Origin of the sequence: Actinoalloteichus fjordicus (assembly GCF_001941625.1) — a bacterium.
In the GTDB taxonomy this organism is placed as follows: Bacteria; Actinomycetota; Actinomycetes; order Mycobacteriales; family Pseudonocardiaceae; genus Actinoalloteichus_A; species Actinoalloteichus_A fjordicus.
In genome coordinates, this window is record NZ_CP016076.1 from 2,670,710 (window position 1) to 2,689,677 (window position 18,968).

Sequence of the window (18,968 nt, forward strand, 5' to 3'; positions counted from 1 at the left end):
AGGTAGGAGCTTGTGACGTCCATCCCCTCTCCTTCAGACGGGTCCCTCGCGGGCCTGCGGGCACTGGTGACCGGCGGCGCATCCGGCATCGGGCTGGCCACCGCCCACGCGCTGCTCGCCAGAGGCGCCCACGTCGCGTGCCTCGACCTCGAACCGGCCGGAGCGCCGGAACCGCTGATCGGCATCCGCTGCGACGTCTCGGACGACGACGGGGTGCCCGCAGCGGTCGCCGACGCGGCCGAACGGCTGGGCGGTGTCGACATCCTGATCAACAACGCGGGCATCGGTGCACAGGGCACGGTCGAGGACGGCGAGCTGGACCAGTGGCGCACGGTGTTCGACGTGAACCTGCTGGGCATGGTCCGGGTGACCAGGGCGGCCCTGCCATGGCTGCGTCGTTCCACGGCTGCGGCGGTCGTCAACACCTGTTCCATCGCCGCCACTGCCGGGCTGCCCCGCCGAGCGCTCTACAGTGCGAGCAAGGGCGCCGTGCTGTCGCTGACCCTGGCGATGGCCGCCGACCACGCGCCGGAGGGAATCCGGGTCAACTGCGTGAATCCGGGCACCGTCGACACACCCTGGGTACAACGGCTGCTGGCCGCCGCTGCGGACCCGGCCGCCGAACACGAGGCGCTGCGCAGGCGACAGCCGATCGGCAGGCTGGTGTCGGCCGAGGAGGTCGCCGCCGCGATCGTCTACCTCGCGAGCCCGGCGGCGGGGGCGACCACCGGAACCGCGCTGGCCGTCGACGGCGGAATGCAGGGCCTGCGGCTGCCGCCGCCTGCGCGCTGACCGCCGCGTGACGACGATCCTCGACGATGTCCGGCGGTGCTCGCGGTTCGGCCTGCGGGGTCTGCCCGACCGCGCGGTTCCCGGCCGTGGCCGCACGAAACGGGGACCGCAGACCTGGCGGGGCGGCCCGCTCAGGTGGCGGCAGGCCGGGTACGCCCGGACGGTGTGCGGCGAGGAAGGGACCGGGGCGCGGGCCTCGGTGCCCGTCACCGACTCCCGCACCGCCGACGCAGGCTCACACAGCGGCTTCATCGACTCGCCGATGTCGATCTCGCTCGTCTGCCCCGAGGGAGATCCGAAAGCGAGGGGCATCGGCGCAGGCGACCGTGCGAGAACGAGAGGCCGGTCGTAGGCGAGGTACTCCGGCGTAGATCGACGGGCTCGCGCGGGGAGTCGGCACGGATCGACGGTCGGTCGCTCCGTCATGTCGGTCGGCCCAAGCGGGGCGAGCCGAGAGAGCAGCCGCGTCCGTCGCTGCGGACGGTTTCCGGACTGGTGATCGGGATGGAGTGCCGAAGACCGGCGCCGAAGGTGTGGAGGGAGCCGAACAGCGGCCTGCGGCGTCACCGACGGTCGGACGCGGGCCGGCCGAGCCTGCCGGGGCCATCGCGGACCGGATCGGACGAAGGCGTCGGTGAGATGCCTCGACGAGATGCTGTGACAGACACTCCCTGAGGAGGGAATCGGCTGATGGAGACGATCGCGCTGCACACCCGGCTGGAGTCGGGACGGGAACAGGACTACGACGAGGTGCACCGCGTGATCCCGGTGGAGCTCGACGCGGCGCTGCGGGCGGCAGGGGTCCACTCCTGGCGGATCTGGCGGGACGGGCGCGAGCTGTTTCATCTGGTCGAGTGCGAGGACTATCAGGCGATGCGCGCGGCACTGCGTGACGATCCCGCGAACGTCGAATGGCAGCGGCGCCTGGCCCCGCTGCTCGCCGTGCCCGACGACTACTCCGGTGACGACAGCGGCATCTCGATGGTCTGGCGGCTGCCGTGAGGACCATGGCCGATCGCGTCACGCTCGGCCGTGGCGACGTCCGTGTCGGACCGCTGGGGCTCGGCTGCGCAGCACTGGGAAACCTGTTCGCCGCGCTGCCCGACGACCAGGCCGCCTCGACGGTCGATGCCGCCTGGGAGGCGGGCATCCGAACCTTCGACACCGCGCCGCACTACGGACTGGGGCTGTCCGAACGCAGGCTCGGTGCTTCGTTGCGCGCTCGGCCCCGTGACGAGTACGTGCTGTCGACGAAGGTGGGCAGGCTGCTGGCCCCCGCACCGTCGGCCGCGGCGACCTCGCGAGATCAGGAGGGTTTCGACGTCCCCGCGACCCACGTCCGTCGATGGGACTTCAGCGCCGAGGGAGTCCGACGATCGCTGGAGTCCTCGCTGGACCGGCTGGGCCTGTCGCGAGTCGACGTTCTCCTGCTGCACGACCCCGACGACCATCATGAGTGGACCGTCCGGGAGGCGTATCCCGCGCTGCGCGAGCTGCGCGCCGCCGGGGTGATCGGCGCGATCGGCGCGGGCATGAACGACGCCTCGGCGCTGACGAGTCTGGTCGAGGAGTGCGATCTGGACGTCGTTCTGCTGGCGGGCCGGTACACGGTTCTGGAGCAGGGCGCACTGGACCGGCTGCTGCCCGCCTGCGTCCGACGGGGTACCTCGGTACTGGCGGGCGGCGTGTTCAACTCCGGGCTGCTGGCCGAGGATCGACCCGGTCCGGACGCGACCTATGACTACACGACGGCACCGGCTCCGCTCATCGAACGAGCCCGCCGCATCGCCGACGTCTGCGATCGGCACGGCGCCCGCCTGCCGCAGGTGGCACTGCAGCTCCCACTCGCTCACCCCGCGGTAGCGGGCGTGCTGGTCGGTGCCCGTTCGAGCGACGAGATCATCCATGACGTCGCCCTCGCCGCCGAGCCGGTTCCCGCCGAGTGCTGGGCGGATCTGAAGGCCGAGGGCCTGCTGCGGACCGACGTCCCCGTACCCGAGGAGTGAGCCGGTGACCACCGAATCCGTCGTCGACGCCCATCACCACCTCTGGGACCCCGCCCGCCGTGCGTATCCGTGGATGGCAGGCGAGGCGTTCGCCCCGATCCGTCGACGGTATGGACTGGGCGAGCTGACCGGGGTGCTCGCGACCACGGCGGTCGAGGCGACGGTGCTCGTGCAGACCGTCGGCGACCGCGCCGAGACCGTGGAGTTCCTCGCCCAGGCGGCGCACAGCGAGGGCCTCATCGCCGGGGTCGTGGGTTGGCTGGACCTCACCGCCGCCTCCGTCGCCGACGACATCGCCGAGCTCCGGGCCCGGCCCGGCGGTGCTGCGCTGGTGGGCATTCGTCATCAGGTGGAGGACGAGACGGACCCGGACTGGCTGGCCAGAGCCGACGTTCGCCGTGGCCTGCGCGCGGTGGCCGACGCCGGACTGGCCTACGACCTGCTGGTGCGTCCCGACCAGCTTGACGCCGCAGGCGACGTGGTCCGCGCGGTGCCCGATCTGCGGTTCGTGCTCGACCACGGCGGCAAGCCGCCTATTAGGGAGAGTGGCAAGCCGCCTTTTAAAGAGCGTGGCAAGCCGCCGATCAGCGCGAGCGGCAATCCGCCTGCTGAAGACGGCGGCGTGCCGGCCGACGAACGGCACGCCGAACCGCCCGTCGCCGCTGACCCGGCGCAGGCTGCTCGGCACCGTGGTGCCGTCGTGCCGGATATCGCGGCGGCCGGTTCGCGGTCCGGCGTCGACGCGGCGTCGAATGTGGACGGTGTCGGTACCTCCGATCTGTCGGCGGGCGGAATGGTCGAGTGGGACGGGTGGGCGCAGTCCTCCGGCGCCGCCCAGTGGTCGGCGGCGTTGGGCGAACTCGCCGAGGCCGAGAACGTGATGTGCAAACTGTCCGGCCTGATCACCGAGGCATCGTGGTCGGACTGGACCATCGAGGACATCCGGCCGTACGCCGACCGGCTGCTGTCGACCTTCGGACCGCAGCGGCTGATCTACGGCAGTGACTGGCCGGTCTGCGAACTGGCAGGCACCTATGGCGAGGTGTTGACGTTGGCAGGTCGGCTCACCGACGCGCTGTCGGATGTCGAGCGGCGCCGTGTGCTGGCGGCCAACGCACGAGACTGGTACCGACTGAGGGCTTGAGGCCTGGCCTGCCCGGCCCGAGAATACTTCCGAAGCCGAAGCCGAAGCCGAAGCCGAAGCCGAAGCCGAAGCCGAAGCCGAAGCCGAAGCCGAAGCCCGTCGACACGCCGTGCCGTGTGGCCTCCGGCACGACATCGCGTCCTCGCCTCACAGCTCTGTACGCCGCTGTGTCGGCGTTGCGGACACGGTCCGACGGCTACCCCACACTGTCGTCGAGTGCCGTGCCCGCCGAGCCGCAGTGCGACGTGCGATGTCACGTCGAGGCGTCGCGTGCCTGGTCTCCTGGATCGATTGCTGTCACGGCCTCCTCGGCGTCGTGCGGGCAGAATCTTGGCGTCCGGCGTCCGGCTCGGCTGTCTCAGGCAGCGGCCGTCCGGGGTCCGTCAGGCGGCGGACGCCCAGTGCGTGGTGAAGGCGGCGGCCTCCCCGGTGAGCCAGGCGTCGAGCCGGTGGCGATTTCGGTTGGTCACCTTGAACAACCGGGCTCGGCGGACGTCGATCACCAGCGGAGCGCCGCCGGGTAACAGCTCGTCCATGCACTGCTCCATCAATCGGAGCGGGGCGTAGGAGCCTTCTCTGATGAGTTCGGCCTCCTTGAAGTGCAGGAAGACCGACCAGAGCCGGTTGTCGTCGTCGAGCAGCCCCAGGTGCGGGCTGATCCGGACCTCCAGACTGCCCGAGGACCACCGCGCACGGCCGACCTCGACGAGGCGCGGCCGCCACTCCGACATCAGCCGCAGCCATCCTTCCGCGATGGCCTCGTAGTGCGGCCGCTGCAGGGCGTGGGCCTGCTGCACCATCGACGTCATGGCGAGCTCGTCCCGGTCGGCGGCCCGGCCTGCTCGGATCGCGTCGGCGGGGCGGCGGTAGAAGTTGTAGGCGGCAGGCTCCGGGTTCTCATACCTCCGGCGCTGTTGATGGATCGTGGTGATGCGGGCGGCGCCGCCGCTGGCGGCGTAGCTCACGAACGTGGGTAGCGTGATCGACGGCATCGGGGCCTCCGCAGGTCTGGCGCGACGTGTGACCGGTACCGAATCCGCAGGTCAGCGGGCCTGGTATGCCTCTGATTCTAGTCGCGGACCCTGACAATGTCCGTGACGTCACTCGAACGCACGTTCGAATCACTCGATGGGCGGGACGGCGCGTTTCGCTGCTACCGCAGGGTCATGTCGACGGGCCGTTCGGCTCGATGCGACGCCCATCCGCGAACTCGCCATCCCCGCTCCCCGGCGCTGCGCTCGTCGGGGCCGTCGCCTGCCGCTCGGTCGTGAGGCCATTGATCACCCCGAGGCGGCCCGCTTCGCCCAGCGAACGGACGTCGATGACCAGATCGGTCCGGCTCCATGCTGGTTGGTGCCTACCGGCCGAACCGGGGACCGGCCAGGATCGCAGCATGACCAAGGCACTCGTCGTCATCGACGCCCAGGAGTCCTTCCGGCAGCGGCCGAACTGGCAGGCCGTCTCCAATCCCGATCTCGTCGACAAGATCACCCGGCTGGTGACCTCCGCCCGAGCACACGGCGACCTCGTCGTCTGGGTCCTGCACGCCGAGCCCGGCTCCGGCAACGTCTTCGATCCGGCGCTCGGTCATGTCCGGCCGATGGACGGACTGGCGCCCGCCGAGGGCGAACCGGTGCTCGTCAAGACGGCGCACAACGCCTTCACCACGACGAACCTGCACCAACGGCTCACTTCGGCTGGTATTCGGGAGCTGCTCGTCTGCGGCGTGCGCACCGAGCAGTGTTGCGAGACGACGGCCCGGCTCGCCGCCGATCTCGGCTTCGAGGTGACCTTCGTCCTCGACGCCACCGCGACCACGCCCATCGAGCATCCCGACGCCCCGCCAGGACGCAGCCTCGCCGAGGTCCTCGCCGATCCCCGGACGCTGTCCACCGACGACATCGTCGAACGGACCGTCTATGCCTTGTCCGGTCGGTTCGCCGTCGTTCGCACCGTGGCCGACGTGGTGACGTCGACCCCTGCCGTGGTATGACCGGATCGTGACGAGGGTCGTCTTCCTTCTCGCCCCGCGCGTGCACCTGCTCGACCTCGCCGGTCCCGCTCAGGTGTTCTCCACGGCGGCCGATCTCGGGCTCGGCTACACCCAGCACCATGTCGCCGAACAACCGGAGGTGCCGACCGCGCAGGGGGTCGCGCTGCGGGCGTCGACGGCGTGGCCTGCGCTGACTCCCGACGACATGATCATGGTGCCCGGCTGGCGGGCGCCGACGCTGCGTGCCACCGAGGCCTTCGCCCCCGAGTCGCTGCATCGGCTCTTCGCACATCATGCGGCGGGCGGGACGGTGGCGAGCGTGTGCGCGGGGGCGGACGCCCTGGGCCGCGCGGGGCTGCTCGACGGGCGCCGCTGCACCACGCATCACGACGTGCAGGACGAGTTGGCCCGTCGGCATCCCAGGGCCACCGTGGTCCGGGACGTCCTCTACGTCGTCGACGACCGGGTGGTCACCTCGGCGGGCATCGCCAGCGGCATCGACCTCGCCCTGCACCTGGTGGCCTTCGAGCACGGCCCGGCACAGGCGGCCCGGGTGGCCAGAGAGATGGTGGTCTATGCCCGACGCAACGGCGACGACCCGCAGGCCAGTGTGATGCTGCGCCATCGCGACCATCTCGACGACGTCGTGCATCGGACACAGGATCTGATCGACGCGCGGTTCACCGACGCGCTGCGGCTGGGCGAACTCGCCGCAGCCGCGGGCGCGGCGGAGCGCACGCTGACCCGGCACTTCCACCGGGCCACCGGGCTCACTCCGTTGCGCTACCAGCAGCTTCTTCGCTTGGAACGCGCCGAGCACCTGATCGGACGGGGCGCCACCCTGGAGTCGGCGGCCAGGGCGGTCGGCTTCGAGGACGCCCGGATGCTGCGCAGACTGCGGGCGCGGGCCTAAGTCCCCGGCGGGCTCGCCGGTGTCGTTGCCGGGACGCCCGTGCACGAGCCCGCCGCCCCTCGGGGCTGATCGACGGGAGGCGCAGCCACGCCCGCCCTCGTGGTGCGCCCGGCACGCCGCCCCGCATACCGTGCTCACCAGGATGCGGCAGCCGATGGGCGCGAGCGCCGCCCCGCTCCGACCAGCACCGACATGCCAGCGCGGTCAGGACCGACGTCGCAGCAGGGTCAGATCCGCGAGCAGCAGCCCTCCCACGTGGCGCCGCAATCGGACCAGTGACTCTCCGGACGTGCCCCTGGGCACCGTCTCGACGAGCATGATCAGATACAGATAGCTGCGATACAACGCCTGCCGCAGGCGGGTGTCCTCGTCGAAGACGATCCGGCCCCCTGCATCCCGGTAGGCCGTGAGCAGCTCCTCGTCCTTCTCGACGTCGTCGAACAAGGCGAGCGAGACCAGATCGGCCGCCGGATCGCCCCAGAAGGCGCGTTCTCCGTCGATCACACCGCCGATCACCGGCTGCTCGTCGGGCCCGTCGAGCAGGATGTTGCCTGCCCACAGGTCGAAGTGGACCAGGACGGGGGTCGTGATCGCGTCGAGCAGCCCGCCCGCATCGGCGGGCGAGGACTGCGGAGCACCGTCCGGAACCTGCCTGCCCGGTAGCTCGCCGCCGACGAGGTCTCGCACGACCGTGCGGATCTCCGCGACGGGCGACGGCAGCGGCGCATCGAAGCGCTCGGCGTCGGCCAGCACCGCGTCGATCATGGCGCGGAAGGCGGTCCGCCAGGTCGCCGCAGGCGGCCCGACCGAGTCGGCGGGGTAGCCGAACCGTTCTCCCGTCACTCGATGCAGCCGGGCCACGATCTCGGCGAGCGACCGGCGGGTTCGACCCCGTGCCTGCCGGGACAGTTCGGCAGCCCGCTCCGACCACGGCCTGCCGGGCAGTTCCGTCGTGAGCAGGACGTCCGCGCCGATCGTGGGATGGTCGAACACGGTGTGCAGCACCGAGGGCACCGGGGCACCGTCGGCACCCGCTAACCCGTAGTACAGCGCCTCCGTGCGCAGGAGGTGCCGTTCATAGCGCAGGGCGGGCAGCGCCGGATCGGGCGACACCTTGGTGATCAGGCGTCGTCCGTCGGCGAGATGCAGTCGGTGGACGGAGTTGTACAGCCCGCCGGTCAGTCGATGTCGTTCCAGGACGCTCGTCTCGACGCCCGCGTCCGCGAGCAGCGCGGTCAGGTCGTCGTCCGTGAGTTGTTCGGGATGAGCTGCCTGCATGCGGGTTCTCCTACGCTTCGCGGGCTGGGCGCTGAGGAAGGGCGTGGACGCCGACAAGATCATAGTCGCCGTCCCCGCCGAGACCCTTGACTTCGGCCTGCGTCGGACACCGACACACGCGCCAGCCTGTCCGAACCCGCGTGGCGCGGGTGGTGCCCCGGCCGCCGCCGAATCCGCCGGGTGGCGGAGCGGCGACGGCCCCTCTCGACAGCGCATTCGGCGACGCTCGTGAGCGGCTCGCCCAGGATGGCTGCGTCGTGGGCCGCCGCACCGAGCCCCTACTGGCCGTCGACCCCGGTGATCGTGAGCACGGCGGTGCCCGCCTCGTCGGACTCGTCCAGGTCGATCTCCGCGCTGATGCCCCAGTCGTGGTCGCCCGCCGGGTCGTCGAAGATCTGCCGCACCCGCCAGGTCCGGCCCTCCTCCTCGATGATCAACAGCCTCGGGCCTCGGGCGTCCGGTCCCGTGCCGATCGAGTCGTGCTCCTCGAAGTACGGCTCGACCGCCTCCGACCAGGCGTCGGCGTCCCAACCGGACTCCCCGTCCAGCTCGCCGAGCAGGTCGTAGCGCCGCAGCGCCGCCAGCTCGACCCGACGGAAGAGCGCATTGCGCACCAGTACCCGGAAGGCGCGGACGTTCGTGGTGACCCCGCGCGGCCGGTCGCCGACGGTGACCTCCGCCGTCACCGGCTGACCCGGGTCGGTGAGCTGTTCCCACTCGTCCAGGAGACTCGAGTCGACCTGCCGGACCAGCTCACCGAGCCACTCGATCAGGTCATTGAGCTCCTCGGTCTTGGCCTCTTCCGGCACCGTCTGGCGCACCGCCTTGTAGGCGTCGGCCAGATAACGCAGCACGAGGCCCTCCGAACGCGCCAGGCTGTAGAAGCCGACGTACTCGGTGAAGGTCATGGCCCGCTCGTACATGTCCCTGGCCACCGCCTTCGGCGCGATCTCGTGATCGAGGACCCAGGGGTGGCCGCGCCGGTACATGTCGAACGCGGCGCCGAGCAGTTCGGCCAGCGGCTGCGGGTAGGTGACGGAGTCCAGCAGCTCCATCCGCTCGTCGTACTCGATGCCGTCGGCCTTCATCTGCTGGACCGCTTCGCCGCGGGCCTTGAAGAGCTGGGCGGAGAGCACCTGCCTCGGATTGTCCAGCGTCGACTCGATGATCGAGAGCACGTCGAGGGCATAGGTGGGCGACTCGCGGTCGAGCAGGTCGATCGCCGCCAGTGCGAGCGGCGACAGCGGCTGGTTCAGCGCGAAGTCCAGCTGGAGGTCATCGGTCACCCGGACGGTGCGGCCCGCCTCGTCCGGCTCGGGCAGTCGCTCGACGACGCCTGCGGCCAGCAGCGCCCGGTAGACGGCGATGGCCCGCCGGATCAGCCGGAGCTGCGACTTGCGTGGCTCGTGGTTCTCCTCCAGCAGCCTGCGCATCGCCTGGAAGGCGTCGCCCGGCCTGCTGATGACGTTCAGCAGCATCGCGTGGTTGACGGTGAAGCTCGACGTCAACGGCTCCGGGTCGGCCGCGACCAGTCGGTCGAAGGTCGACTCGCCGTAGTTGACGAAGCCCTCCGGCGGCTTGGTGCGGACGACGCGCCGCCGCTTCTTCGGGTCGTCACCCGCCTTCTTCAACCGACGTTCGTTCTCCACCACGTGATCGGGAGCCTGCACGATGACCGTGCCCAACGTGTCGTACCCGGCTCGGCCCGCGCGGCCCGCGATCTGATGGAACTCCCGTGCCTTGAGGTGGCGGGTGCGGATGCCGTCGTACTTGCTCAGCGCGGTGAACAGCACGGTGCGGATCGGCACGTTGATGCCGACGCCCAGCGTGTCGGTGCCGCAGATGACCTTCAGCAGACCTGCCTGCGCGAGCCGCTCCACCAGCCGTCGATACTTCGGCAGCATCCCGGCGTGGTGCACTCCGATCCCGTGGCGGACCAGCCGGGAGAGCACCTTTCCGAACCCGGCGGTGAACCGGAAGCCGCCGATCAGCTCGGCGATCGCGTCCTTCTCCGCGCGGGTGCACACGTTGATGCTCATCAACGACTGGGCGCGTTCCACGGCGGCGGCCTGGGTGAAGTGCACGATGTAGACGGGAGCCTGGCGGGTCTGCAGCAGGTCCTCGATCGTCTCGTGCAGGGGCGTGACGATGTAGGAGTGGATCAGCGGAACGGGACGCTCCACGGACTGCACCACGGCGGTGGCCAGGCCGGTCCGGCGGGTGAGATCTTCTTTGAAGCGGGTGACGTCGCCCAGCGTGGCGGACATCAGGACGAACTGGGCCTTGGTCAACTCCAGCAGCGGGACCTGCCAGGCCCAGCCCCGATCCGGCTCCGAGTAGAAGTGGAACTCGTCCATGATGACCTGGCCGACGTCGGCCTCGGCGCCGTCGCGCAGCGCGATGTTGGCCAGGATCTCCGCCGTGCAGCAGATGATCGGAGCGGTCTCGTTGACGCTCGCGTCGCCGGTCAGCATGCCGACGTTGGCCGCGCCGAAGGTGTCGCAGAGCGCGAAGAACTTCTCGGACACCAGCGCCTTCAACGGCGCGGTGTAGAAGCTGCGCCTGCCGTGGGCGAGCGCGGTGAAGTGAGCGCCGACGGCGACCAGGCTCTTCCCGGACCCGGTCGGAGTGCTGAGGATGACGTGCGAGCCGGTGACGACCTCGATCAGCGCCTCCTGCTGCGCGGGATAGAGGGCAAGGCCCTGCTCCTCGGCCCACTCGGAGAAGGCCTCGAAGAGCACGTCGGGTTCGGGGTTCGCGGGAATCCGGTCGGTGAGCGTCATGGTGCGTCGATGGTGCCTGTTGCGCTCTGACCCGTGTACCTCGGGTGTCCCCGTCGCGGTATCGGGGCTGCCAGGTTCGACCGCGGGCCCGTGGACGCCGGCGAACCGGCAGGCGCGGTCGGCAGCCAAACGGACTCCGAGCGGGTCAGGGACGCGTGCTCCAAGCGGGGGTCGGCCTGCCGCTCGGCGGCTGCGGCGATCGGGCGGAGGCCTTCGATCGGCCGCCGTCTCCGGCTCGTTCCTCGGCCAACTGCTGCACCCGTTGGTGCGAGAGCCCGAGGAACTCGGCGATGACTCGGAAGCTCAGACGAGCTCGCCGGAGGCCCGGGATCGCGACCCGGCGGGCGTCGTCCCGCAGCAGCAACGCCTTCGCCGCCTCTCCTTCTCGTCGTCGCAGGTCACTCGGTATCGGGTGAGGTCATGGCCGTCCCTGTTCATAACGCCACTCGATCTCGAACGCGTCTGGTTCGGCGTCGGTCAGACCGGAGATCAGATCGCGAGCCTCGACGTCGAGGGTGTCCAACCGCACCGCTTCAGTCGCGCCGCCGAGAAGTCCGTCGACGACGGCGACCCACAGGTTGTCCTCGCGGCTGACTCTGACCACGTAGATCGGTAGAGACATCACTTCTCCTCCATCCACTTCTCCCCGAACAGATGCCCGAGAGCGTTCTCGATGCTCCGCAGCACCGTCCAGGACAGCTCGCGACTGTGGCCGGTGATAGCGAATCGGCCGACCTCGATGTCGTGTTCGTTGCGTACTACGAAGATCAGATGTGATCCCTTTCCTCGACCGGGGATCTGCTCGGTGGTCAGTCCCGGATCGTGTGCTGCTGGCCTGACCAGACTGAGTACTCTTGCGGCTTCATCCGCTTGATCATCACGAGTTTAAGGAGATTAGACGCGCAAGCGTCTGATTCGTTAGACGACGTTCTCGGCTCTGAAGTCGTCCACCGGCGGAGGGTGATCGGAAATCGAGCAGGCTCGAGACCGCGCAGGCAGCCCGGGACTCGCATGGCAGGCACCGGCAGGCGCAGCCGGAGCCGGTGTTCTGGTGAACCCGTCCGTTCACAGCCCTTCTCGGCCGGTGCGGTGAGGACGCAGGCACGGCTCGGAAGCCGGTCGATGCCAGGTGGTGGTCGACGTGTCATGGTGAGAAGCGGGTCGTCGAGGGCCGTCATTCGGGCCTCGACGGTGCCCCGATCACGCGGTCCGTCCCGCCGTCGGCCAGGCCTGGATCTCCACGCGCCGCGTGGCCCGACTTCCCCTGATCGACGGCTCACTCATCACGGTGGCTGGGACGGATGAGACGCCCGTGGTGCACTGCGGCCTCCACCGGGCTGCCGCACCGGGCGCCACGACCCCGCTGCCCGGTGCTTCGGACCGGGCAGCGGGGTCGCGTGGCGTGCGGGGCGGAGATCCCTCGCCGGAGTTCAGGCGATGATGCGGATGGGGTCTTCGAGCAGTGCGGTGAGCTGCTGGAGGAAGACGGCCCCCACGGCGCCGTCGACGGCGCGGTGATCGGCCGACAGCGTGATCCGCATGATCTTGCGGACCTCGACCTTGTTCTTGCCCTCCTCGCGCAGCCGCAGCTCGTCGCGTACCGAGCCGACCGCGAGGATCGCGGCCTCCGGCGGGTTGATCACGGCGGCGAACTCCTCGATGCCGAACATGCCGAGGTTGGAGATCGTGAAGGTGCCGCCGGTCATCTCGTCGGTCTTGAGCTTGCCCTCCCTGGCGCGGCCCGCCTTCTCCCTGGCCTCGCTCGCCAGCTCGGACACGCTCTTGCGGTCGGCGTCCCGCAGCACCGGCACGACGAGGCCGGACTCGATGGCCACCGCGATGCCCAGGTGGATCCGCTTGTGTTGAAGGATCTTGTCGCCCGCGAAGGAGACGTTCACCGTCGGGTTGGCCCGCAGCGCCGTGGCCACGGCCTTGACCAGCAGGTCGTTGATGCTGACCTTGGGACCGCCCGCCGCCTGCACCCTGGCGGTGAGGTCGGCGCGGAAGGCCAGCAGCTCGGTGACGTCGACCGCGCTGGTGAGGTAGAAGTGCGGCGCCTGCTGCTTGCTCTCGGTGAGCCGCTTGGCCGCCACCCGCCGGATGTTGCTCAGCGGGATCTCCTCGACGTCCTCGGCGTCGGCCTGGACCTGGGGTTGCGGCTTCGCCGGGGCGGACGCGGTCGCAGGCTTCTCCTCGGCCGGGGCGGCGTCGGCGGCCCGCTTGGCGGCGACGGCGGCGTCCACGTCGGCCCGGATGATCCGGCCACGCGGGCCGCTGCCCGCCACGGAGTCCAGGTCGATGCCTGCCTCCCTGGCGATCTTCCTGGCCAGCGGCGAGGAACGGGGCCGGGAGCCCGCCTCGGCGGGCGCCGCGTCGGTCGACTCGGCCTGCTGGCCGGCGGGGGAGGCGGGGGAGCCCTCGGCCTCGGCTGCGGCGTCCGCCTGCTGGGTGGACTCGGCGGCAGGCTCGGGAGCCGCCTCGGTGCTCGGCTCGGCGGCGGGCGCGGCGGGCGCGGCGGCCGACGCGGAGCCGGAGCCGTCGCCGAGCAGCCCGATGGCCGCACCGATCGGCACCAGTTCGCCGGCAGGCACCAGGATCTTCTCCAGCACGCCGTCGTCGTAGGCCTCCAGCTCCATGACGGCCTTGTCGGTCTCGATCTCGGCGACGACGTCGCCTCGGCTGATCGTGTCTCCCTCCTGTTTCAACCAGGCGGAGATCACGCCCTCCTCCATGGTGTCGGAGAGCCGTGGCATCTGAATCTCAGTCATGTTCTTCCTCGGCGAAGGCTGGCGATCAGCGGCGGCGGCCGACCGCGTCCAGGGTCTCGTGGACTGCGGTGGTCAGGGACTCGGCGGAGGGCAGTGCGGCCCGTTCCAGCGGCTTGGCATAGGGCAGCGGCACCTCGGCTGCGGCGACCCGGCGCACCGGGGCGTCCAGGTAGTCGAAGGCGCCGTCGGAGATCGTCGCGGCGATCTCCGCGCCGATGCCGTAGGTCAGCCAGTCGTCCTCGGCCACGACGGCACAGCCTGTCTTGCGGACCGAGGCCACGATCGTCTCGCGGTCCAGCGGGCGCAGGCTGCGCAGGTCGATGACCTCGGCGGAGATCCCCTGCTCGGCGAGCTGCTCGGCGACCTGCGTCGCCACCACGGCCATCCGGGAGTACCCGATGATCGTGATGTCGGTGCCCTCGCGGGTCACCGCTGCCTTGCCGATCTCGGCCGGCTCGACCTCGTCGGGGACCTCGCCCTTGGTGTTGTAGAGCGCGAGGTTCTCCAGGAACAGCACCGGGTCGTCGTCCCGGATCGCGGCCTTCATCAGGGCCCGCGCGTCGGCCGGGGTGCTCGGCGCGACGACCTTGAGACCGGGAACGAACGCGTAGTAGAGCTCGATGTTCTGCGAGTGCGTCGCGCCGAGCTGCTGACCGCCGCCGCCGGGCATCCGGATGACCATCGGGACGCTGTTCTGACCGCCGAACATGCCGTAGATCTTGGCGGCGTGGTTGACGATCTGATCCAGGGCGATCAGCGAGAAGTTGATGGTCATCAGCTCGACGACCGGCCGAAGGCCCAGCATCGCCGCGCCGATGGCCGCGCCGACGAAGCCCTCCTCGGCGATGGGGGTGTCGCGTACCCGCTTCTCGCCGAACTCGGCCAGCAGACCGGCCGTGATCTTGTACGAGCCTTCGAAGATGCCGATCTCCTCGCCGATGAGGAGCACGTCCTCATCGCGGAGCATCTCCGCGCGCAGCGTGTCGCGCAGCGCCTGACGGTAGGTGATGACGGCCAAGGGATTTCTCCTGGGATGTCCTCGTGACCGGTTCCGCCGGGTGAGGCGGGCCGATCAGCGATGCCGGTGGTGGGGAGCCGCTTGCGATCAGAACAGCGGATCGGCGGGCAGGCGGCGGTCCTCGCCCGCCACCGGAGTGGCGTAGGTGTAGTCGAACAGCGTCGAGGGGTCGGGGTGCGGGCTCTCGTCGGCGAAGGCCACCGCGGCGTCCGCCTCGGCCTGGGCCTGCCGGTCGATCTCCTCGGCGCCCTCCTCGTCGAGCAGGCCCGCCGCGATCAGTTGAGCCCGGAACTGCACCACCGGGTCGGCCGCCCGAGCCGCTTCGACCGACTCCTCGCTGCGGTACTTCGCCGGGTCCACCACCGAGTGGCCCTTGAGCCGGTGGCTGACCGCTTCCAGCAACGCGGGCGCCCCGGTCTCCCTGGCCCGCTCCACCAGCCTGCTCGCCGCCTCGCGAACCGCGAGGACGTCGTTGCCGTCCACCCGCTCGCCGTGCATCCGGTAGGCCGACGCACGCTTGTGCAGTTCGGGCTCGGCCGAGGACTTCTCCACCGTCGTGCCCATGCCGAGGTAGTTGTTGATCACCACGAAGACCACCGGCAGGTTCCACAGCGCCGCGATGTTCAGCGACTCGTGGAAGGCGCCGATGTTGGTGGTCCCGTCGCCCATCTGGCACATGACGACCTCGTCGCCGCCCCGGTAGTCGATCGCCAGGGCTGCACCGGTGGCGAGGGGAAGCTGGCCGCCGACGATGCCGTAGCCGCCGAGCAGCCGAGCCTGGGCGTCGAACATGTGCATCGAGCCGCCCCAGCCCTTGGACGTGCCCGTCGTGCGGCCGTACAGCTCCGCCATCACGCGGCCGGGCTCGATGCCCTTGCCCAGTGCATAGCCGTGCTCGCGGTAGTTCGTGAAGAGGTAGTCGGTCGGTCGCAGCGCCGTCATGAGTCCGACGACGGTGGCCTCCTCGCCCAGGTTGAGGTGGCAGTAGCCGCCGATCTTGGCCTGGGTGTAGCCCTGTGCGGCCCGCTCCTCGAACCGGCGGATCAGCGTCATCTGACGCAGATAGTCGCGCAGCACCTCGGGGGACTCGCCCGCGAACGGCTCGGCGGGCGCAGCGGTCTCCTGCGCGTCCTTGCCTCGGGAACGGCTGCCGCGAGCCTTGGCACCGGCGCGCGTCGCCGACCCCCTGCGGGTGGTCGTCTCTGCCATCACTGATCTCCTCTCAAGAGGTCGAGCAGGCCGCCTGAGCGGTCTCTCCTGCACGCACTCCGCGAGCGACTGTCGTCGGCGGACCGGTGTGGGCAGGCCGGTCCGCCGAGGTCCGCGTGCGACGGACTGCCGCCACACGGTGTGCTGAGGTGAGGATTCGGACCCGCCGTCGCTGCTCGTCGCCTGCCCTGGCGACGAGACGGCAGGCGCGGACCCGGAGCGGACTGCTCCGTCGCGCGGCCGTCCGAGCGACGGTCGGACCCCTGCACCTCGATGTGCTCCTTCGTACTGCCCTCGCCGCGTCGGGGCAGCATGACGCCCGACGGGTCTCACGGAGAGTGTCGTGACCGGGACCACGTTCGCGCCATGCCTGGCCGCCCAGACCTGAAGGCTTCGAACTGGGCGGTGCGCCCAATCGGGTGATGCCCGCGAACGGGTCAGGGGCGGATCGTCCCGCGCGGGTGCCGGTCGGGGAGGGCTTCGATGCCCAGTGCCGCGATGCCCAGTGCCCAGTGCCCAGTGCCCAGTGCTCCCAGCCAGGGGTCGGATGTCCGGGACGGGGAGGTGCGCTCCATGTTCCGTGCCCCGGCGGCGTGCCGAGCTGACCCGGCGGGCCGGCCAGGCCGCTCGGCAGACCTACCGCCGGGACCGAGTCGCAGTCGGGGTCGGCTCCGCGCCGGCCGCCGCGAGCTGGGCGCTGAGACTCTTCTGGACGTCGTGCAGCCGGTGCAGTCGGGTCCGGACGGCGGCCAGCCGCCGTTCGTACACGTCCACCGCCTCGGCGCACGGCGGGATGTTCACCAGGTCCACGGCCAGGCAGGGGCCGAACTGCCGGACGTCCTCCGAACGCAGCCCGATGTCCAGCAGATGGCGCACGTTGCGGACGCGGATCACCGCAGCCACGTCGTAGTCTCGGTAGCCGTTCTCCCGGCGCGTCGAGGACAACAGCCCCTGCTGCTCGTAGTAGCGCAGCGCCCGCGCGGTGGTCCCGGTCCGCCGCGCCAGTTCGCCGATGCGCATCTGTTCGCCTCCGTCGCGTCCGCGCGGCGCCGTGCTCGACCTGCGCGCCGCAGTGGCCTTCGGTTCGTCGCGGGGTCGCCCGTCCCGTCCTCGCGTCGCGATCGGCGACGACTGCGCCGGGCCTCCACCGAGATGCCGAGTCCGGTGCCGCAGCGCCGTCCGACGTCGATTCCACCATCCCCGGCACACCGTGTCGCTCGCGCCCCGGTGGCGGCGCGAAGTCGGACGTGGTCGAGCCGGACGGGTGAGCCGAGCTGCGGGGTCAGGACCGGCCGGTGTCGGACAGCGCCAGGGCGGCCAGGGCCAGCGAGAGCGTGACGTGCGCGCGATGCCCGTGCAGCGACCGGCCGATCAGCGTGCTGATCCGTTGGAGTCGGTTCAGCACCGTGTTGCGGTGGCAGTGCAGCCGCACGGCGGCGTTCGCGGCTGAACAGTCCTCCTCCAGCCAGCAGGCCAGGGTGCCCAGCAGCATGTCGCGCTCCCGCTTCGGCAGCTCCAGCACCGGGCCGAACTGGGAGTCCACCAGCCTGCGGGCGAGATCGGGTGCCTGCACCAGCAGCGCCTCCGGGAACCGTTCTGCCAGGGAGAACAGGCCCGTCTCGCCGGGCGGGGCGGTGCCGAGGGTGGTCAGGGCGAGCTGATGACCGGTGCCCAGCTCGGCGAGGCCCGCCACGGCGGGTGAGGCGGCGACCCGTCCGCGCGCCAGGGGGCGGAGCCGGTCGAGCGCCAGCTCCTCGTCCCGTCGTTCCAGCGCGACGAGACCGACGAGGGTGTCGGCCCGTACCTGCCACACCGAGCGCAGATGCAGCGAATCCAGCGCCTGCTTCTGGCCCCGCAGCGCGAAGCCGCCGTCGGTCCGCGCCTCGGCGACGATCACCAGATAACGGCCTCCGGTGGGCAGGTCCAGCTCCTTGGCCGTCCGCTGGGCGAACCCTGCGTCGCGGGCCTGGCCGTTGAGCAGGCCTTCCACCAGCGCGTGCCGCCGCTGCTCGTCGCTGCGCAGTCGTTCCAGCTCCGTATCGCGGTAGGAGGTCGACAGCCGCGAGGACAGTTCGTCGATCACCGTCCACATCGAGGTGGCCACCCGCAGCATGACGTCCGGCTCGGCCCCGTCGATCTGAGCCTGCTCGACCAGCGCCTCCCAGACGATCCGGCCGCCCAGCCGGAACGTCCGCAGCATCGCCGCCAGCGGGACGCCCTGTTCGGCGCGGTCCCGGCCGATGGCGGTGGCCACGTCGTCCTCGGCCGACTCGACCTCGCCGCACAGCACCCGCAGCACCTGGCCGAGATAGCGACGGCAGCCGTCGCGGAGGTCGTCGCGCGGCACCGGACGATAGTCGGTCCAGTCCGGGTTGTCGGTGAAGATGGCCGCGAGCAGCCGTTCGGTCAGGACCGGGACGTCGGCGAGGCGAGTCTGGGCCAGCGAACGGGTGATCTGTTCGACGGAGTCGGCGGCGGGGGCGGGCACTCCTCGACGCTACCTCCTCGCTCAGGAGCGGCCGTCGACCTCGGCTCTGCGATCATCGCCGGATGATGCGACTGCGACAGGTGGGGGTGCGCCACCCACGCGGTCGACGAGTCCTCGTCGACGTCGAGCTGAGCGTCCCGCCCGGACGGATCATCGTGCTCCTCGGCGCCAACGGAGCGGGAAAGTCGACGTTGCTGCGGGTGGCGGCGGGCGTCACCCGACCCTCGCAGGGCACGGTGGTGGACCGGCCCTCGGCGATCGGCTACGTCCCGGACCGCTTCCCGGCCCGGCTGCGGCTGTCCACCACCGATTACCTGCGACATATGGCTGCGCTGCGGGGCGTCCGGCCCGTCGACGCCGCGCCACGCCATCGCGACCTGCTGACCGCCCTCGGGTTCGCCGGTGACGTCGCCGCCGCGATGTCGACCCTCTCCAAGGGCAATGCCCAGAAGGTCGCGCTCACCCAGGCACTGGCGAATCCGGTCGACCTGCTCGTCCTGGACGAGCCGTGGGCGGGTCTCGATCAGGCGGCCAGGACCGAGCTGAGCGCCCGGCTGTCGGCGGCGGCCGCCTCGG

15 protein-coding genes and 1 pseudogene are annotated in these 18,968 nt (G+C 70.8%); 7 read left to right on the forward strand and 9 right to left on the reverse strand.

Annotated elements, in window-relative coordinates; translation table 11 throughout:
• Positions 1 to 12 precede the first annotated feature (12 nt).
• The 4 genes from UA74_RS11930 (at position 13) to UA74_RS34185 (ending at position 3,942) form a co-directional block, all read left to right on the forward strand.
• Complete coding sequence (locus tag UA74_RS11930; protein ID WP_232237727.1) at positions 13 to 792, forward strand: SDR family NAD(P)-dependent oxidoreductase; 780 nt, start codon at positions 13 to 15, stop codon at positions 790 to 792.
• A 690-nt stretch (positions 793 to 1,482) separates the two neighbouring features.
• Positions 1,483 to 1,794 (forward strand): L-rhamnose mutarotase, encoded by a 312-nt coding sequence (locus tag UA74_RS11940; protein ID WP_075740311.1) that lies wholly within the window; start codon positions 1,483 to 1,485, stop codon positions 1,792 to 1,794.
• A gap of 5 nt (positions 1,795 to 1,799) precedes the next feature.
• Positions 1,800 to 2,798, forward strand: a complete 999-nt coding sequence (locus UA74_RS11945; protein ID WP_075743709.1) for an aldo/keto reductase — start codon at positions 1,800 to 1,802, stop codon at positions 2,796 to 2,798.
• A gap of 4 nt (positions 2,799 to 2,802) precedes the next feature.
• Positions 2,803 to 3,942 (forward strand): amidohydrolase family protein, encoded by a 1,140-nt coding sequence (locus UA74_RS34185; RefSeq protein WP_075740312.1) that lies wholly within the window; start codon positions 2,803 to 2,805, stop codon positions 3,940 to 3,942.
• A 383-nt stretch (positions 3,943 to 4,325) separates the two neighbouring features.
• Here UA74_RS34185 and UA74_RS11960 read toward each other — a convergent pair whose 3' ends face one another.
• Positions 4,326 to 4,934 carry a hypothetical protein gene (locus UA74_RS11960; protein ID WP_075740313.1) on the reverse strand — a complete coding sequence of 203 codons (609 nt, stop codon included), beginning with the start codon at positions 4,932 to 4,934 and terminating at the stop codon, positions 4,326 to 4,328.
• 401 nt (positions 4,935 to 5,335) lie between these two features.
• Between UA74_RS11960 and UA74_RS11970 the strand changes: the two genes are divergently transcribed.
• Both UA74_RS11970 and UA74_RS11975 read left to right on the forward strand, forming a co-directional pair.
• Entirely contained in the window at positions 5,336 to 5,935 is a 600-nt protein-coding gene (locus tag UA74_RS11970) for an isochorismatase family protein (RefSeq protein WP_075740315.1), read from the forward strand.
• Positions 5,936 to 5,942: 7 nt separating this feature from the next.
• Positions 5,943 to 6,848 carry a GlxA family transcriptional regulator gene (locus UA74_RS11975; RefSeq protein ID WP_075740316.1) on the forward strand — a complete coding sequence of 302 codons (906 nt, stop codon included), beginning with the start codon at positions 5,943 to 5,945 and terminating at the stop codon, positions 6,846 to 6,848.
• 204 nt (positions 6,849 to 7,052) lie between these two features.
• Here UA74_RS11975 and UA74_RS11980 read toward each other — a convergent pair whose 3' ends face one another.
• The 8 genes from UA74_RS11980 to UA74_RS12025 form a co-directional block, all read right to left on the reverse strand.
• Positions 7,053 to 8,126, reverse strand: a complete 1,074-nt coding sequence (locus UA74_RS11980) for a phosphotransferase family protein (RefSeq protein ID WP_075740317.1) — start codon at positions 8,124 to 8,126, stop codon at positions 7,053 to 7,055.
• Between the two features lie 278 nt (positions 8,127 to 8,404).
• Positions 8,405 to 10,909, reverse strand: coding sequence for a DEAD/DEAH box helicase (locus UA74_RS11985; protein WP_075764370.1), 2,505 nt, complete (start codon positions 10,907 to 10,909; stop codon positions 8,405 to 8,407).
• A gap of 418 nt (positions 10,910 to 11,327) precedes the next feature.
• The gene (locus UA74_RS11995) at positions 11,328 to 11,531 is read right to left on the reverse strand and encodes a hypothetical protein (RefSeq protein ID WP_075740320.1); all 204 of its coding nucleotides are present in this window, start codon (positions 11,529 to 11,531) and stop codon (positions 11,328 to 11,330) included.
• A gap of 808 nt (positions 11,532 to 12,339) precedes the next feature.
• Positions 12,340 to 13,677 carry a pyruvate dehydrogenase complex dihydrolipoamide acetyltransferase gene (locus UA74_RS12005; RefSeq protein ID WP_075764372.1) on the reverse strand — a complete coding sequence of 446 codons (1,338 nt, stop codon included), beginning with the start codon at positions 13,675 to 13,677 and terminating at the stop codon, positions 12,340 to 12,342.
• Positions 13,678 to 13,702: 25 nt separating this feature from the next.
• Positions 13,703 to 14,695 (reverse strand): alpha-ketoacid dehydrogenase subunit beta, encoded by a 993-nt coding sequence (locus UA74_RS12010; protein ID WP_075740322.1) that lies wholly within the window; start codon positions 14,693 to 14,695, stop codon positions 13,703 to 13,705.
• An 87-nt stretch (positions 14,696 to 14,782) separates the two neighbouring features.
• Positions 14,783 to 15,904: a pyruvate dehydrogenase (acetyl-transferring) E1 component subunit alpha gene (pdhA, locus tag UA74_RS12015; protein WP_075740323.1), complete on the reverse strand. Its 1,122-nt coding sequence runs from the start codon at positions 15,902 to 15,904 to the stop codon at positions 14,783 to 14,785.
• Between the two features lie 636 nt (positions 15,905 to 16,540).
• Positions 16,541 to 16,924: a MerR family transcriptional regulator gene (locus UA74_RS12020; RefSeq protein ID WP_075740324.1), complete on the reverse strand. Its 384-nt coding sequence runs from the start codon at positions 16,922 to 16,924 to the stop codon at positions 16,541 to 16,543.
• A gap of 262 nt (positions 16,925 to 17,186) precedes the next feature.
• Positions 17,187 to 18,392 (reverse strand): PucR family transcriptional regulator, encoded by a 1,206-nt coding sequence (locus UA74_RS12025; protein WP_075740325.1) that lies wholly within the window; start codon positions 18,390 to 18,392, stop codon positions 17,187 to 17,189.
• A gap of 65 nt (positions 18,393 to 18,457) precedes the next feature.
• On the opposite strand from UA74_RS12025, the pseudogene UA74_RS33490 reads away from it, so the two are divergent.
• Positions 18,458 to 18,892 (forward strand): annotated as a pseudogene (locus tag UA74_RS33490) (ATP-binding cassette domain-containing protein); the annotation flags it as partial.
• Between the last annotated feature and the right edge of the window lie 76 nt (positions 18,893 to 18,968).